This is a genomic window from Pseudomonas sp. DF5 (assembly GCF_058148225.1).
Genome location: NZ_JBYVYM010000014.1, coordinates 123,936 through 139,372, shown reverse-complemented (window position 1 = coordinate 139,372; position 15,437 = coordinate 123,936). Strand labels below are relative to the sequence as shown.

Below are 15,437 nucleotides of genomic sequence, written 5' to 3'. Positions count from 1 at the left end.
GCATCGACACAGAATCTGTGGGAGCGGGCTTGCCCGCGATGAAGGCGCCTCGGTTTAGAGCCTTACACTGGCAAACGTCGACTCATTGCGCGCCTGGCTCAACGCCGACAGCGGCCCGGACAACGGCGACAGCACCAGTGCTTGCGGCAGCGGCATCATCGCCACTTGTTGCGTGGTATTGGAGCCTACGCGCTCGTCACGCGGTGGAATGCCGAAGTATTCGCGGTAGCACTTGGAGAAGTGCGGCGTGGACACGAACCCACACACCGACGCCACTTCGATGATCGACATCGGCGTTTGCTTGAGCAGTTGCCGAGCACGGATCAGGCGCAGTTTCAGGTAGTAACGCGACGGCGAGCAGTGCAGGTATTTCTGGAACAGCCGCTCCAGCTGACGACGCGAAACGGCGACATAAACCGCCAGTTCATCAAGGTCGATCGGCTCCTCGAGGTTAGCCTCCATCAGCGCCACGATTTCCTGCAGTTTCGGCTGGTTGGTGCCGAGCATGTGCTTGAGCGGCACGCGCTGGTGATCCTGCTCGTTGCGGATGCGCTCGTAGACGAACATCTCCGAAATCGCGGCCGACAGTTCACGGCCATGATCGCGGCTGATCAGGTGCAGCATCATGTCCAGCGGCGCGGTGCCGCCGGAGCTGGTGAACCGGTTACGGTCGAGAGTGAACAGACGGGTGCTCATGGCCACCCGCGGGAAAGCTTCCTGCATAGCGGCCAGACATTCCCAGTGCACGCTGCAATCGAAACCGTCCAGCAGGCCGGCGCACGCCAGGGCCCAGCTGCCGGTGCAGACCGCACCGAGACGACGGGACTGACGCGCCTGGCTTTGCAGCCACGACACATGCTCACGGGTTACGGTGCGCTGAATGCCGATACCGCCGCAGACAATGACGGTGTCCATGGGTGGTGCTTTGTGCATGGAGGCGTCGGGGGTGATCTGCAGGCCGTCACTGGCCCAGACCTGACCGCCATCGACGGTGAGCGTGGTCCAGCGGTACAGCTCGCGACCGGACAATTGGTTGGCCATGCGCAGGGGTTCTACTGCGGAGGCCAGAGAAATCAGCGTGAAATTGTCCAGCAGCAGAAAGCCGATGGATTGAGGCGCACGGTTCTGGGGTTGGGCCCCGGAGTTGAACGTCGTCATCGCGGTATCTCCTCACACAAAGCGGGTGATGGCCTCAGGCGGAGGCTCTTTTTATTGCCATCGTTCTCGCGTGGGAGACGGGCTTTGTAATGACAGAGCAATTGCCATGCCTAAATTGAATGCGCGTTCAATAACTCCTGAAAACGACGTCGCGATGCGTCTAGATATGGCGCGCAGAGATAAGAGGTTAAAAGTGCCATCAAAGGCCCCAAACCCGTGCCCCCGTTGCGTGTGAGCAAATCGGTAGCACTTGTGGGAACAGGTCTGCGACGCGGCGGTCAAGAGTGTCACCGCTGGCACAGGTGACGAACGGTCAGGGTTTGAATTTGATCCCCGACCGGGGAGCCGGGCTTGCCTGTTTGCGACGCGCCAAAACGTGGCGCGTTTTAGTGCGCGTGTTCACTTGGTGCGCAGTTTTGACTGGTCTGGTGTAGCACATGAGGTCTTTGTGGAGAGCAGGCTTGCCCCCTCTCCACAGGTCAACTCGGTTTCAGCACTCCACCGCGCTAACCGCCAACCCACCGCGCGACGTCTCTTTATATTTGTCGTGCATGTCGGCACCGGTATCACGCATGGTGCGGATCACCCGGTCCAGCGAGATAAAGTGCTGGCCGTCACCGCGCAGCGCCATCTGCGCGGCGTTGATCGCTTTCACCGCAGCAATCGCATTGCGCTCGATGCACGGCACCTGCACCAGCCCACCCACCGGGTCGCAAGTCAGGCCGAGGTTGTGTTCCAGGCCGATTTCCGCCGCGTTGCACAACTGCTCCGGTGTAGCACCGAGAACCTCCGCCAACCCGGCCGCCGCCATGGCGCAAGCCGAACCGACTTCGCCCTGGCAACCGACTTCGGCACCGGAAATCGAGGCGTTCTTCTTGCACAAAATCCCCACCGCCGCGGCACTGAGGAAGTAATCGACCACGTTGGCGTCGGTCACTGCCTCGCTGAATTTCATAAAGTAGTGCAACACCGCCGGAATGATCCCCGCCGCACCGTTGGTCGGTGCCGTGACCATGCGCCCGCCGGCTGCGTTTTCTTCGTTGACCGCTAATGCGAACAGGTTGACCCACTCCATCGCGCTCAAGGTCGAGCCGATCACGTTGGGCTTGTTCAGCTCTTGCAAGCTGCGGTGCAACTTGGCCGCGCGACGGCGCACATTGAGACCGCCGGGCAGGATGCCTTCGTGCTTGAGGCCTTGCTCCACACAATCCTGCATGGCGCGCCAGAGCTTCATCAGGCCGCTGCGGATTTCTTCTTCGCTGCGCCAGACCTTCTCGTTGGCCATCATCAATTCAGCCACGCGCAGGTTGTGCTTCTGACACAGACTGAGCAATTCAACGGCACTGGAGAAGTCGTAAGGCAGCACGGTGCGATCCAGATCCACCACACCGCTGGAAGCTTGCGCCTCGTCGACGACAAAGCCACCGCCGATGGAATAGTAGGTGTCGCGATGCAGCTCGCCGTGATCGCCTTCGGCAACCAGGGTCATGGCGTTCGGATGGAACGGCAGGTTCTCGTCGATCAGGCGCATGTCCCGAGCCCAGATGAACGGGACCGACAAGCGGCCGTCAAGCAATAGCGTGTGAGTTTCACGCAGGGCTTCTATACGAATGCCGATTTGCGACGGATCGATCGCGTCGGGCCACTCGCCCATCAACCCCATGATCACCGCGTTGTCGCTACCGTGGCCGATGCCGGTGGCCGAGAGCGATCCATAAAGCTGAACTTCGACGCGACACACCTGCTCCAGAAGCCCCCGCTCGCGCAAATCTTGCACGAACAGCGCCGCGGCGCGCATAGGCCCCACGGTGTGCGAACTGGAAGGGCCGATGCCGATTTTGAACAGGTCGAAAACGCTGATAGCCATTACTGCTGAACTCCTGGGTGTGCCTGCTCCAGGCGCAAAAGCGCCCAGTGACGGAGCTGCTACGCTGAAGCTGCAATCCGTCGAGATGGCCGCATCATCAGGCTTTTGTCATGTCGTTCAACGTCTCACACCGACGCACTCATGCCCACGAACGCCGCAGGTCTCTTACGCCGTGTTTTCGCCGTTTTTTTGCGGATCAAGAGGCCAAACTGGGCTGAAAAAAGCTGTAAACGACGTCACCGACACTGGATGCGACCATCCCTGTACTGGTTACGACGCACCCTGTAGGCGTCAGATTTTCACTGGTACATGATCGTATCGACTCGATTGCAAGGCGCCGTGGTAGAGCTGTCTCCAAAACGCCATCCAACCGCAACAGATAAGTGCGGTGGTCCCAGTCGGAACACTGCCAAAAAAAAACACTTAGGAGTCGCCCGTATGAAAGGTTCCCCGTCGTTGTTGTTGGCCGCCATGCTGAGTCTGCCGTTCCTGGCTCAAGCCGCAGAACCGGCCCAATGCAGCACCGTAAACTTCTCCGACGTCGGCTGGACGGACATTACCGCCACCACAGCAACCACCAGCGTTGTACTCAACGCCCTCGGCTACAAGACCAAAACCACGATGATTTCCGTGCCGGTGACCTACAAGTCCCTGGCCGACGGCAAGAACATGGACGTGTTCCTGGGTAACTGGATGCCGACCATGGAAAACGACATCAAGGCCTATCGGGATGCCGGCACCGTGGAAACCGTGCGCACCAACCTCAAAGGCGCCAAATACACCCTCGCCGTGCCACAAGCGCTGTACGACAAAGGGCTGCATGACTTTGCCGACATCGCCAAATTCAAGAAGGAACTCGACGGCAAGATCTACGGCATCGAGCCAGGCAACGACGGCAACCGTCTGATCCAGAGCATGATCGACAAAGACGCCTTCGGTCTCAAAACCGCCGGTTTCAAAGTCGTCGAGTCCAGCGAAGCGGGCATGCTGTCGCAAGTCGATCGTGCGCAAAAACGCGACACCGCGGTGGTGTTCCTCGGCTGGGCACCGCACCCGATGAACAAGCGCTTCAAGATTCAATACCTGACTGGCGGTGATGACTACTTCGGCCCGGATTTCGGTGCTGCCACCGTTGCGACCAACACTCGCAAGGGGTATACCCAAGAGTGCAGCAACGTCGGCCAACTGCTGAAAAACCTGGAGTTCACCGTCGACATGGAAAGTACGCTGATGGGCAACATCCTGGACGACAAGATGAAGCCTGAAGCGGCTGCCAAGGCCTGGCTGAAAAAGAACCCACAGGTGCTCGATACCTGGCTCGCTGGCGTGACCACCATTGACGGTAAACCAGGCCTGGAGGCCGTGAAAGCCAAGCTCGCGCAGTAATCGCTTACGCCGGGCGGGTTCGCCCGCCCGGGCTGTTTATTTCCTTGCATGCGGACGTTCACTACCATGCTGATTGATCAGAAAATACCCTTAGGCCAGTACATCGCGAGCTTTGTTGAATGGTTGACGCAACACGGCGCCAGCACCTTCGACGCCATCGCCGTGTCACTGGAAACGATGATCCACGGCGTGACTTTTGCGCTGACCTGGTTCAACCCGCTGGCATTGATCGGCCTCATCGCGCTACTGGCACACTTCATCCAACGCAAATGGGGCCTGACCGTTTTCGTCATCGCCTCCTTCCTGCTGATCCTCAATTTGGGGTACTGGCAGGAAACCATGGAAACCCTCGCCCAGGTGTTGTTCGCCACCCTGGTCTGCGTAGTGATCGGCGTGCCGTTGGGCATCGTCGCCGCGCACAAACCGATGTTCTACACAATGATGCGGCCGGTGCTCGATCTGATGCAGACCGTACCGACTTTTGTGTACCTCATTCCTACCCTGACCCTCTTCGGTCTGGGTGTGGTCCCGGGTCTGATCTCGACGGTGGTGTTCGCGATTGCCGCGCCCATCCGCCTGACCTACCTGGGTATCCGCGATGTTCCGGACGAACTGATGGACGCCGGCAAAGCCTTTGGCTGCTCCCGCCGTCAGTTGCTCTCGCGCATCGAACTGCCCCACGCCATGCCAAGCATCGCGGCCGGTATCACCCAGTGCATCATGCTGTCGTTGTCGATGGTGGTGATCGCGGCACTGGTGGGCGCCGACGGCCTGGGCAAACCCGTGGTCAACGCACTGAACACTGCTGATATCGCACTGGGCTTCGAAGCAGGCCTGGCGATCGTACTGCTGGCGATCATGCTCGACCGTATCTGCAAACAACCCGAAGCCAAAGTAGGGGGTGACGCATGAGCATTATTCGCTTCGAAGACGTGGACGTGATCTTCTCCAAAGATCCACGCGCCGCTCTCAAACTGCTCGACCAGGGCATGACCCGCAACGAGATTCTGAAAAAGACCGGGCAAATCGTCGGTGTCGAAAAGGCCAGCCTGGACATCGAGAAGGGTGAAATCTGCGTACTGATGGGTTTGTCCGGCTCCGGCAAATCCAGCCTGTTGCGCTGCATCAACGGCCTCAACACCGTTAGCCGTGGCAAGCTGTTCGTCGAGCATGAAGGCCGGCAGATCGACATCGCGTCCTGCACCCCGGCGGAACTGAAAATGATGCGCACCAAGCGCATCGCGATGGTGTTCCAGAAGTTCGCCCTGATGCCTTGGCTGACGGTGCGCGAGAACATCAGCTTCGGCCTGGAAATGCAGGGTCGCCCCGAAAAAGAACGCCGTAAACTGGTGGATGAGAAGCTTGAGCTGGTGGGCCTGACCCAGTGGCGCAACAAGAAACCCAATGAGCTCTCCGGTGGCATGCAGCAGCGTGTCGGCCTGGCCCGTGCGCTGGCGATGGACGCCGACATCCTGCTGATGGACGAACCGTTCTCAGCCCTCGACCCATTGATTCGCCAAGGTCTGCAAGACGAACTGCTGGAACTGCAAAACAAGCTGAGCAAGACCATCGTCTTCGTGAGCCACGACCTCGATGAAGCCCTGAAGCTGGGCAGCCGTATCGCGATCATGAAAGACGGCCGGATCATCCAGTACAGCGTGCCGGAAGAAATCGTCCTGAACCCTGCGGACGATTACGTGCGCACCTTCGTCGCCCACACCAATCCGCTGAACGTATTGTGTGGTCGCAGCCTGATGCGCACCCTGGACAACTGCAAACGCATCAACGGTTCGGTGTGCCTGGATCCGGGCGGCGATTCGTGGCTGGACCTGGCCGAAGGCAACACCATCAAAGGCGCGCGCCAGAACGGCTCGAGCCTGGACCTGCAGAACTGGATACCGGGGCAAGCGGTTGAAGCCCTGGGCCGTCGACCAACGCTGGTGGACTCCAACATCGGCATGCGCGACGCGCTGCAGATTCGTTATCAGACCGGCAACAAGCTGGTGCTGCACGACAACAACAAAGTGGTCGGAATCCTGGGCGACAGCGAGCTGTACCACGCGCTGCTCGGCAAGAACCTGGGGTAAGCAAGACAGCAGACACAAAAACGCCGCGAGATGATCGCGGCGTTTTTGTTTGTGCAGATATCAGGTTTGGAATACCGACAACTGTGGCGAGGGAGCTTGCTCCCGCTGGGTTGCGGAGCGACCCCAATCCAGACACCACGGTATTTCAGATAGATCGCGTAACCAGGATCTACGACTGCTTCGCAGCCGAACGGGAGCGAGCTCCCTCGCCACAATGGAGATGCGGTGCATTCGCTGCACCGCATCACCTCAAACCTCAGCTATAAACCCGACCAAGCAACTGCCGATGGCTTTCAAACTGATCGAGCACGTCACGGGTGATCTGATCCTGAGTGAAGCCCATCAAGTCGTAGTCCTGGCTGCCGTTGTGCAGGTACACCTCGGCGCGGTAGTAACGTGCGCGTGGTTCATCGGCACTTTCGGCCGACACCGTTTCGCTCGCCGCCGCCAGATAACCGTCCAGGCTCACTTCGTAGACAAAAGGATTGCCCTCTTCCATCTCGATCCGCAGGCCCATGCAACGCTTGGCTTTGCCCAACAACGTTTGCACGTCCAGGCCCTTGCCACGCAGTTGAAGCACGGCCTCTTCCAGCGCCGGGCTGACTTGCTTGTCCATGAAACGCTGAACAATCGACTGATTCGGCTGCAAATCCAGCTGGGTCAGACGCTCGCTGAAACCACGACGACCACGTGCTGCCAGTTCCGCTTGCTCCTGTTCGATCTGCACGTCCTGGCGCATGGCCTTGTGCAGGCCGAACATGAAGAACACCAGCACTACCGAGAACGGCAGTCCCGCCAACACCACCATGGTTTGCATGGCTTCGAAGTTACCGGCGAACAGCAGACCGATGGTCACCAGGGTGATCACCACCGACCAGAAAATCCGCAGCCAGTGCGGCGCGTCTTCGTCGACGTTGCCGCCCTTGCACGAAAGGTTGGCCATCATCACCGCGCCGGAGTCCGCCGGGGTCAGGAACAACACGAAGCCAACAAAAATCGACACGCCAATGACAACTTTCGACGCAGGGTAATGCTCAAGCAACTGGTAGATCGCCATCGATGGCTGTTCCAGCGCCGTCTTCCCGAGCTCCACCGCCCCATGGTTCATCACCAGGTCCAGGGCCGAGTTACCGAAGATCGACAGCCATGCCAGGGTGAAACCCAGCGGGATCAGCAGCACACCGGCGACCAGCTCACGCACCGTACGACCACGGGAAATACGCGCGATGAACATGCCGACAAATGGTGCCCAGGAAATCCACCAGGCCCAGTAGAACAGGGTCCACAGGCCCAGCCAGCGGTCAGACTTCTCACTGTCGCCTTCATACACGTAGAGGTCGAAGGTCTTCAGCACCACGCCATTCAGGTAGTCACCGATGTTCTGCACAAAGCCGTTGAGCAGGTGCAGGGTCGGGCCGAACAACAGCACGAAAATCAGCAGACCGCTGAACAGCACGATGTTCAGGTTGGACAGACGGCGAATACCGTTTTCCACCCCGGACACGGCAGCGATGGTCGCCACGGTGCTCATCACGATGATCACGATCAGCAAGTTGGTGTTGCTGTGCGCCATGCCGAACAGGTTTTCCAGCCCCGACGACACTTGCAGCGAACCGATCCCCAGGTTCGTCACCAGCCCCAGCAGGGTCACGAACATACCGAAGCCGTCCACCGCATGACCGGCCGCGCCTTTGACCCAACGCTCGCCGACCAGCGGATACAGCGCCGAACGCAGCGCCAGCGGCTGGTTATGACGATAAGCAAAGTACGCCACGGCCAGGCCGACCAAAGCGTAGATCGCCCAGCCATGCAGGCCCCAATGCAGGAACGTCAGTTGCACTGCCTGACGCGCGGCAAGGTTGCTGCCGGCAACGCCTTCCGGCGGATTGAAGTAGTGGTCCAGCGGCTCGGACGCACCGAAGTACAACAGCGAGATGCCGATACCCGACGAGAACAGCATCCCCGCCCAGGCGCCGTAGCTGAAGTCCGGGGTATCGTCCTTGCTGCCCAGCTTGAGCTTGCCATAAGACGAAAACGCCAGGCCAACCACGAACACCAGGTAGGCGGCGATCACCACCATGTAGTACCAGCCGAAGCTGCGGGACAACCACGCCTGGGCAATGCCGAGCATTCTGCCGGCCTCTTGCGGGGCGATGATCAGAATGGCAGTCAACAACAGAATCAACGCGGTAGAGGTGTAGAACACCCAACCGTTGACCGTCACCTTCTCGGGTGGGGTCTTTATTAGAGAGGCAGAACTCATGGCACAGATGCTCCGGGCAGTGCGAGAGAAGAACACAAGGCAACGCGATACCCGACCAATCGATTAGTTGGCAGCCGACCGGCGGGTGATATAAAGACACCCCGAAAAAAGCCCGAAACCCCTGGAACGCGTCTGCGTATGGGTTTCGAGCATTTTTGGATGTCGGTTTATCGTCATTTACACGTAGGAAAAATCTGTAAGCAGCGACGAATTGTCGCAGATCTTATTCTTTGTTGATTGAACGTTCAATCAAAACAAAATAGACTGGCCCTCAATCCGGTAGCCGTATTTCGTCCACCGGAAGGCCTAAGGAGATGTGCAAGATGCCCAAGGTCGGTATGCAACCCATCCGCCGCCAGCAATTGATCGAAGCCACGTTGCAGGCCGTCGATCAGGTCGGCATGGGGGACGCCAGCATTGCGCTGATCGCCCGTTTGGCCGGTGTCTCGAATGGCATCATCAGTCACTATTTTCAGGACAAGAATGGCCTGATCGCCGCCACGATGCGGTATCTGATGAGCGTCCTCAGCGAGAATGTCACCGCGCGCCGTCAGGCGATGGCAGATGACAGCCCACGGGCGCATCTGCAGGTGATTATCGAAGGCAACTTCGACGCCAGCCAGGTCAATGGCCCGGCAATGAAAACCTGGTTGGCCTTCTGGGCCACCAGCATGCACCAGCCGTCTTTGCACAGGTTGCAGCGGATCAACGATCACCGTCTGTATTCCAACCTGTGCTGCCAGTTCCGCCGTGCGTTGCCGCTTGATCAAGCGCGCAGCGCCGCCCGGGGCCTGGCAGCCCTCATTGACGGTTTGTGGTTGCGCGGCGCGCTGTCGGGAGATGCTTTCGACACCGAGCAGGCGCAAAGAATCGCTTACGAATACATGGATATCCAATTGGCCAAGCAGGTGAGTTAGAGCACACATAAAACCGCTCAGCCCCTGAACGCCACTGATCAGCGTCGCCAACGCTACACGGCACGTCCCAGTGGTTAACGCCAACCAACTTATGCACTTGCGAGGACTTTATGGCCCGTTTCGAACTGCAAAAACTCTACATCGACGGCGGCTACAGTGACGCCAGCAGCGACGCCACCTTCGAAGCCATCAACCCGGCTAACGGTGAAGTCCTCGCAACCGTACAGCGTGCGACCAAGGAAGATGTCGAGCGTGCAGTGGTCAGTGCCGAAAAGGGCCAGAAAATCTGGGCCGCGATGACCGCCATGGAGCGTTCGCGCATCCTGCGTCGTGCCGTCGACATCCTGCGCGAGCGCAACGACGAACTGGCCGCCCTGGAAACCCTGGATACCGGCAAGGCGTACTCCGAAACCCGTTACGTCGACATCGTCACCGGCGCTGACGTGCTGGAGTACTACGCAGGTCTGGTACCGGCCATCGAAGGCGAGCAGATTCCGCTGCGCACCACCTCTTTTGTCTACACCCGTCGCGAGCCGCTGGGCATCGTGGCCGGTATTGGCGCGTGGAACTACCCGATCCAGATCGCCCTGTGGAAATCCGCGCCAGCCCTGGCGGCCGGTAACGCGATGATCTTCAAGCCAAGCGAAGTCACCTCGCTGACCACTCTGAAACTGGCCGAGATCTACACCGAAGCTGGCCTGCCGGCTGGTGTGTTCAACGTGTTGACCGGCAGCGGCCGTGAAGTCGGCACCTGGCTGACCGAACACCCACGCATCGAAAAAGTCTCCTTCACCGGCGGCACCGACACCGGCAAGAAGGTCATGGCCAGCGCTTCCGCCTCCACGCTCAAAGACGTGACCATGGAACTGGGCGGCAAATCCCCGCTGATCATTTTCGACGACGCCGACCTCGATCGCGCCGCCGACACCGCGATGATGGCCAACTTCTACAGCTCCGGTCAGGTCTGCACCAACGGCACTCGCGTGTTCGTGCCGAGCCACCTGAAAGCCGCATTCGAAGCCAAGATCGTTGAGCGCGTTGCGCGCATCCGCGTTGGCAACCCGGAAGATGAAAACACCAACTTCGGCCCGTTGGTCAGCTTCGCCCACATGGAAAGCGTGCTGGGTTACATCGCCAAAGGTAAGGAAGAAGGTGCTCGCCTGCTGTGCGGCGGCGCTCGTCTGACCGACGGCGAATTCGCCAAAGGCGCATTCGTCGCGCCGACCGTGTTCACCGACTGCACCGACGAGATGACCATCGTGCGCGAAGAAATCTTCGGCCCGGTGATGAGCATCCTGAGTTACGAAACCGAAGAAGAAGTGATCCGTCGCGCCAACGACACCGACTTCGGTCTGGCTGCCGGCGTCGTCACCAAAGACCTGAACCGCGCGCACCGCGTGATTCATCAACTGGAAGCCGGTATCTGCTGGATCAACGCCTGGGGCGAGTCCGACGCCAAGATGCCGGTCGGTGGCTACAAGCAGTCGGGCGTGGGCCGTGAGAACGGCATCAGCTCGCTGAACAACTTCACACGCATCAAATCGGTACAGGTCGAACTGGGCGATTACGCCTCGGTTTTCTAAGGCACCCGCGCACAACCTGTAGCAGCTGCCGAGGTACGAGGCTGCGTTGCGGTCCGAAGGGCCGCCCTCGGGGCCGCTACGCAGCCCAACGCAGCCTCGTACCTCGGCAGCTGCTACGGGCGACCTGACCAACTTCAAAGAGGGTGCATTCAATGTCCCAAGTATTCGATTACATCATCATCGGTGCCGGCTCCGCCGGTAACACCCTGGCGACCCGTCTGACTGAAGACGAAGGCGTCACCGTCCTGCTGCTCGAAGCGGGCGGCCCGGATTACCGTCTGGATTTCCGCACACAAATGCCAGCGGCTTTGGCGTTCCCGCTGCAAGGTCGTCGCTACAACTGGGCGTACGAAACCGATCCAGAGCCACACATGGACGGTCGCCGGATGGAATGCGGTCGCGGCAAGGGCCTGGGTGGTTCTTCGCTGATCAACGGCATGTGCTACATCCGCGGCAACGCCATGGACTACGACAACTGGGCGAAACTGCCAGGCCTGGAAGACTGGACCTACCTCGACTGCCTGCCGTATTTCCGCAAGGCGGAAACCCGTGACATCGGCCCGAACGACTACCACGGTGGCGACGGTCCGGTCAGCGTGACCACGCCCAAAGCCGGCAACAACCCGCTGTTCAGTGCGATGGTTGAAGCAGGCGTGCAGGCCGGTTACCCGCGTACCGAAGACTTGAACGGTTACCAGCAGGAAGGTTTCGGCCCGATGGACCGCACCGTGACGCCGAACGGCCGTCGCGCCAGTACCGCTCGCGGTTACCTGGACATCGCCAAGAAGCGTTCGACCCTGACCATCGTCACCCACGCCCTGACCGACAAGATCCTGTTCGAAGGCAAGCGTGCGGTTGGCGTGCGTTACTTGATCGGCGCGGCTGAAGAGCGCGTCGAAGTCCGTGCCCGCAAAGAAGTGCTGCTGTGCTCCGGCGCCATCGCGTCGCCGCAGATCCTGCAACGTTCCGGTGTCGGCCCGGCCGAGCTGCTGAAAAAGCTTGATATTCCGGTGGTCCACGACCTGCCGGGCGTCGGTGAAAACCTGCAGGATCACCTCGAGTTGTACCTGCAATACGCCTGCACCCAACCGGTCTCGCTGTACCCCTCGCTGCTCCTGCACAACCAGCCGGCCATCGGTGCCGAGTGGCTGTTCAAGGGCACCGGTATCGGCGCCAGCAACCAATTCGAAGCCGGCGGTTTCATTCGTACCCGTCCGGAATTCGAATGGCCGAACATCCAGTATCACTTCCTGCCGGTAGCGATTAACTACAACGGCAGCAACGGCGTGAAAGAGCACGGTTTCCAGGCGCACATGGGTTCCATGCGTTCGCCAAGCCGCGGTCGCATCCAGGCCAAGTCCAAGGATCCGCGTGAATACCCGAGCATCCTGTTCAACTACATGGCCACCGAGCAGGACTGGCAGGAATTCCGCGATGGCATCCGCCTGACCCGTGAAATCATGCAACAGCCGGCGCTGGATGCCTTCCGTGGTCGCGAAATCAGCCCCGGCATTGACGTGCAAACCGATGAGCAACTGGACAAGTTCATCCGCGAGCACGCCGAAACCGCGTTCCACCCGTCCTGCTCGTGCAAGATGGGCACCGACGAAATGGCCGTGGTCGATGGCGAAGGTCGTGTACATGGCATGCAAGGCCTGCGCGTGGTCGATGCCTCGATCATGCCGATCATCACCACCGGCAACCTGAACGCACCAACGATCATGATGGCCGAGAAAATCGCCGACAAGATCCGCGGTCGCAAACCACTGCCGCGCAGCAAGGCCAAATACTACGTGGCCGGCGATGCGCCGGTGCGTGGCAAGCCGTTGCGGGATGTGAGCCTGGTCGCGCACTGACACTAAGTCCGCGTTATCAAAAAACCGCCACCTCGTTATGAGGTTGGCGGTTTTTTTATGCCTTCATCATCAACAACGACAAAGGCATATTCGCAACACAACAAAACCCGCAACAATTATGAAGCCGACAAAGTTAAAACTTACATTATCATTCGCGCCACAAAACCAACTATCAAGGACGACAATGAAAAACCCAAGTATCAACCCGCACATTTCCGCCGAACTATTTCGCGAAGAGATTTCCAGGGAAACAACAACAAACCTGAACTTCAACTATCTCAGCGGCGTTATCGAAGCGTGGTGGATAAAGAATCAAAACCTGGGCATTCACGAACTAAAAATCCAGCTTATCAATATACTCTCGACTTACTTGCACCCCGAAGACACTTATTACTTTGACAAGGTCGGTCGTGCCAGCAATAGCGTCGCCGCGGTGTGCATCAAGAACTTATTCCACCTCGACTCCCCCAGACTGGCCTTGGTCGTACATGAAGCACTGGCCGACCTGTTCCACCTGATCGATATCAAATACGAGTACGAAGAACACAAAGCGCTATACCTGAAACCGGCCGCTGAAAAATATCGGGAGTGGGGAAATGGCTATGGTGACATTACCCCTCACTCCGATGATCTTTATGAAAGCCTGAACGTAGACTTTCTGGCCTTGACGGTGTGTCGAGACACCACTAATACGCCGACGGCTTATTACTTCCCGGCCGATCTTCTCTGCGAACTCAGCGACGGAGAAATTCAGACTTTGCTTGGCATGCAGGCAATATTTATCTCAGGAAAAAACGTCGACGGATCGAAAGAGCGAATCCGCAATGTTGTCGAATACGACGATATTTACGGCTATCGGTTTTGCCTGGATTTCCGAATTGATCCTCACCACGGGGAACGAATGCGCGCAGTCAACGGCGGCCAACACGTCCTCGACAAGATAAGGGCCATGCTGCCAACGGCCAGGCACAGTGTTTCAATCGCTGAAACCGGCACGTTCCTGATTGTGGCCAACCACAAAATACTGCACGCACGTCCCGTGCTGAACATGACGGAGGATGACGTGCGCACCCAGGCCACCACGTCTACGTTTTCCACCACGCCACGCCTCTTGTTTCGTAGCAAAGGTCCAAGGAAACAGTACTACGCCCTGAATGAATCCAACTGCCCGCAGGAAACCTGCTGATGGTCGCCGGGAAACCACCCATCGCGTTGTCATCAGGCCAGGTATTCAAGGAAGGCGCACGCGATGCAATCACCTTCGGCGTTGCGTTTGTCTTCCTGTATTTATCGATCGGAATGGTGGGCGCCGCTCAATCGTTATCCTTGAGCCAGACCCTGGCGACCACCGTATTGATTTTTTCGACACCCCTGCAATTTCTGCTGCTGCAAAACCACGGTGATGGCTGGCTGTTGATACCCGTCATCCTGGCGCTCAACGCTCGATTCGTACTGCTTTCGGCGACGCTTGCACCGCACTTCAGGGATGTAGCGACAAGTAAAATCCTGCCCTCACTGATTCTGATCACACCGTCGATTTTCACGGCCTGTACAACCCGCTTCAAACAGCGAGCCGAGCGCCCTTTCATGTACATGATTGGCGTGGGCTTGCCGATATTCGTCGTGTCGATTGCCTGCACCAGCATCGGTTTCATTGCCGGTGCGGGGCTGGCGTCGCAGGTAATTTCCGCGATGATGACGATGCTGTTGCCGCTTCAGTTCACGGCATTGGCGGGCAAGCACTGGCCGCACTACGCCGAGGTGTCCGGCTACTGGCTCGGCTTCGTCGGGGCGCCATTGCTTGTGCTGCTCTTCAAGGACTACAGCCTGCTCATCACACCCTTTGTGATCGGCGGCGTGATCGTGCTGATTGAAAATGCCTGGACGGAAAAAGGAGCGCACGCGCAATGACACTCTGGCTTTTGATCGGCTTTGCCGCCATCAGCGCACTGGCGTTTCGCGCCTTGCCCTTTGCCTTCAAAAACACCCCGGCATTGACCCGGACAAAGGGCTCTTTTTATCGGTTTATCAGTTACAGCGCACACGCCATGCTGGGGGTGATTATTTACGACACCGCCTTCAATAAACGGGACGCGCCGAGCCTGATACAACAGTTTGAAAGCCTGGATGCACTGAAGCTTTCCCTGCTGATGGGGACCTTCATCGCAGTCGCCAGAACCCGAAAAATACTTCCCGCATTCTTGGCCTGCCTGATGATTTATCTCGCAGCGCTCATTTACCTGCATGGCTGGAACTGAGCCCCAGCCCATTCGTCACCGAAGTCTTTGGCGCTTGATCCTGCTCCGGCGCAAGCCTAATC

Annotated in this window: 12 protein-coding genes; 9 read left to right on the top strand and 3 right to left on the bottom strand. The window is 58.7% G+C overall.

Annotated elements, in window-relative coordinates:
• Window positions 1-54: 54 nt before the first annotated feature.
• The gene (gene gbdR, locus AC30D7_RS15220) at window positions 55-1,158 is read right to left on the bottom strand and encodes a choline metabolism transcriptional regulator GbdR (RefSeq protein ID WP_007975492.1); all 1,104 of its coding nucleotides are present in this window, start codon (window positions 1,156-1,158) and stop codon (window positions 55-57) included.
• A gap of 490 nt (window positions 1,159-1,648) precedes the next feature.
• Window positions 1,649-3,025 carry an L-serine ammonia-lyase gene (locus AC30D7_RS15215; protein WP_490134609.1) on the bottom strand — a complete coding sequence of 459 codons (1,377 nt, stop codon included), beginning with the start codon at window positions 3,023-3,025 and terminating at the stop codon, window positions 1,649-1,651.
• A 438-nt stretch (window positions 3,026-3,463) separates the two neighbouring features.
• Here AC30D7_RS15215 and AC30D7_RS15210 point away from each other — a divergent pair, with 438 nt between their 5' ends.
• From AC30D7_RS15210 to choV, 3 genes are all read left to right on the top strand, one after another.
• The gene (locus AC30D7_RS15210) at window positions 3,464-4,411 is read left to right on the top strand and encodes a choline ABC transporter substrate-binding protein (RefSeq protein ID WP_490134608.1); all 948 of its coding nucleotides are present in this window, start codon (window positions 3,464-3,466) and stop codon (window positions 4,409-4,411) included.
• 66 nt (window positions 4,412-4,477) lie between these two features.
• Window positions 4,478-5,323 carry a choline ABC transporter permease subunit gene (gene choW / locus AC30D7_RS15205; protein ID WP_007937964.1) on the top strand — a complete coding sequence of 282 codons (846 nt, stop codon included), beginning with the start codon at window positions 4,478-4,480 and terminating at the stop codon, window positions 5,321-5,323.
• Complete coding sequence (gene choV, locus AC30D7_RS15200; RefSeq protein WP_007937962.1) at window positions 5,320-6,498, top strand: choline ABC transporter ATP-binding protein; 1,179 nt, start codon at window positions 5,320-5,322, stop codon at window positions 6,496-6,498. Before choW ends, choV begins: the two co-directional genes overlap by 4 nt.
• A 256-nt stretch (window positions 6,499-6,754) precedes the next feature.
• Here the strand turns inward: choV and AC30D7_RS15195 are convergent, their stop codons facing one another.
• Window positions 6,755-8,704 (bottom strand): BCCT family transporter, encoded by a 1,950-nt coding sequence (locus tag AC30D7_RS15195; protein WP_490134625.1) that lies wholly within the window; start codon window positions 8,702-8,704, stop codon window positions 6,755-6,757.
• Window positions 8,705-9,084: 380 nt separating this feature from the next.
• Here AC30D7_RS15195 and betI point away from each other — a divergent pair, with 380 nt between their 5' ends.
• The 6 genes from betI (at window position 9,085) to AC30D7_RS15165 (ending at window position 15,375) form a co-directional block, all read left to right on the top strand.
• On the top strand, window positions 9,085-9,678 hold the full coding sequence (gene betI, locus AC30D7_RS15190; protein WP_018928769.1) for a transcriptional regulator BetI: 594 nt from the start codon (window positions 9,085-9,087) through the stop codon (window positions 9,676-9,678).
• A 110-nt stretch (window positions 9,679-9,788) separates the two neighbouring features.
• A complete protein-coding gene (betB, locus tag AC30D7_RS15185) occupies window positions 9,789-11,261 on the top strand; it encodes a betaine-aldehyde dehydrogenase (protein ID WP_019580664.1) in 1,473 nt (490 codons plus the stop codon).
• 152 nt (window positions 11,262-11,413) lie between these two features.
• On the top strand, window positions 11,414-13,117 hold the full coding sequence (betA, locus tag AC30D7_RS15180; protein WP_490134607.1) for a choline dehydrogenase: 1,704 nt from the start codon (window positions 11,414-11,416) through the stop codon (window positions 13,115-13,117).
• Between the two features lie 184 nt (window positions 13,118-13,301).
• Window positions 13,302-14,303, top strand: a complete 1,002-nt coding sequence (locus AC30D7_RS15175) for a hypothetical protein (RefSeq protein ID WP_490134606.1) — start codon at window positions 13,302-13,304, stop codon at window positions 14,301-14,303.
• The gene (locus AC30D7_RS15170) at window positions 14,303-15,028 is read left to right on the top strand and encodes an AzlC family ABC transporter permease (RefSeq protein ID WP_490134605.1); all 726 of its coding nucleotides are present in this window, start codon (window positions 14,303-14,305) and stop codon (window positions 15,026-15,028) included. The genes AC30D7_RS15175 and AC30D7_RS15170 overlap by 1 nt, the downstream gene beginning before the upstream one ends.
• Window positions 15,025-15,375: an AzlD domain-containing protein gene (locus AC30D7_RS15165; protein WP_490134604.1), complete on the top strand. Its 351-nt coding sequence runs from the start codon at window positions 15,025-15,027 to the stop codon at window positions 15,373-15,375. The genes AC30D7_RS15170 and AC30D7_RS15165 overlap by 4 nt, the downstream gene beginning before the upstream one ends.
• Window positions 15,376-15,437: the final 62 nt, after the last annotated feature.

Bases quoted from the DNA above. Each gene is read 5' to 3' on its own strand.
- choW (WP_007937964.1), top strand. From the start codon at position 4,478: ATGCTGATTGATCAGAAAATACCCTTAGGCCAGTACATCGCGAGCTTT.
- AC30D7_RS15210 (WP_490134608.1), top strand. From the start codon at position 3,464: ATGAAAGGTTCCCCGTCGTTGTTGTTGGCCGCCATGCTGAGTCTGCCG.
- AC30D7_RS15175 (WP_490134606.1), top strand. From the start codon at position 13,302: ATGAAAAACCCAAGTATCAACCCGCACATTTCCGCCGAACTATTTCGC.
- AC30D7_RS15215 (WP_490134609.1), bottom strand. From the start codon at position 3,025: ATGGCTATCAGCGTTTTCGACCTGTTCAAAATCGGCATCGGCCCTTCC.
- betA (WP_490134607.1), top strand. From the start codon at position 11,414: ATGTCCCAAGTATTCGATTACATCATCATCGGTGCCGGCTCCGCCGGT.
- AC30D7_RS15165 (WP_490134604.1), top strand. From the start codon at position 15,025: ATGACACTCTGGCTTTTGATCGGCTTTGCCGCCATCAGCGCACTGGCG.
- betB (WP_019580664.1), top strand. From the start codon at position 9,789: ATGGCCCGTTTCGAACTGCAAAAACTCTACATCGACGGCGGCTACAGT.
- gbdR (WP_007975492.1), bottom strand. From the start codon at position 1,158: ATGACGACGTTCAACTCCGGGGCCCAACCCCAGAACCGTGCGCCTCAA.
- AC30D7_RS15170 (WP_490134605.1), top strand. From the start codon at position 14,303: ATGGTCGCCGGGAAACCACCCATCGCGTTGTCATCAGGCCAGGTATTC.
- betI (WP_018928769.1), top strand. From the start codon at position 9,085: ATGCCCAAGGTCGGTATGCAACCCATCCGCCGCCAGCAATTGATCGAA.
- choV (WP_007937962.1), top strand. From the start codon at position 5,320: ATGAGCATTATTCGCTTCGAAGACGTGGACGTGATCTTCTCCAAAGAT.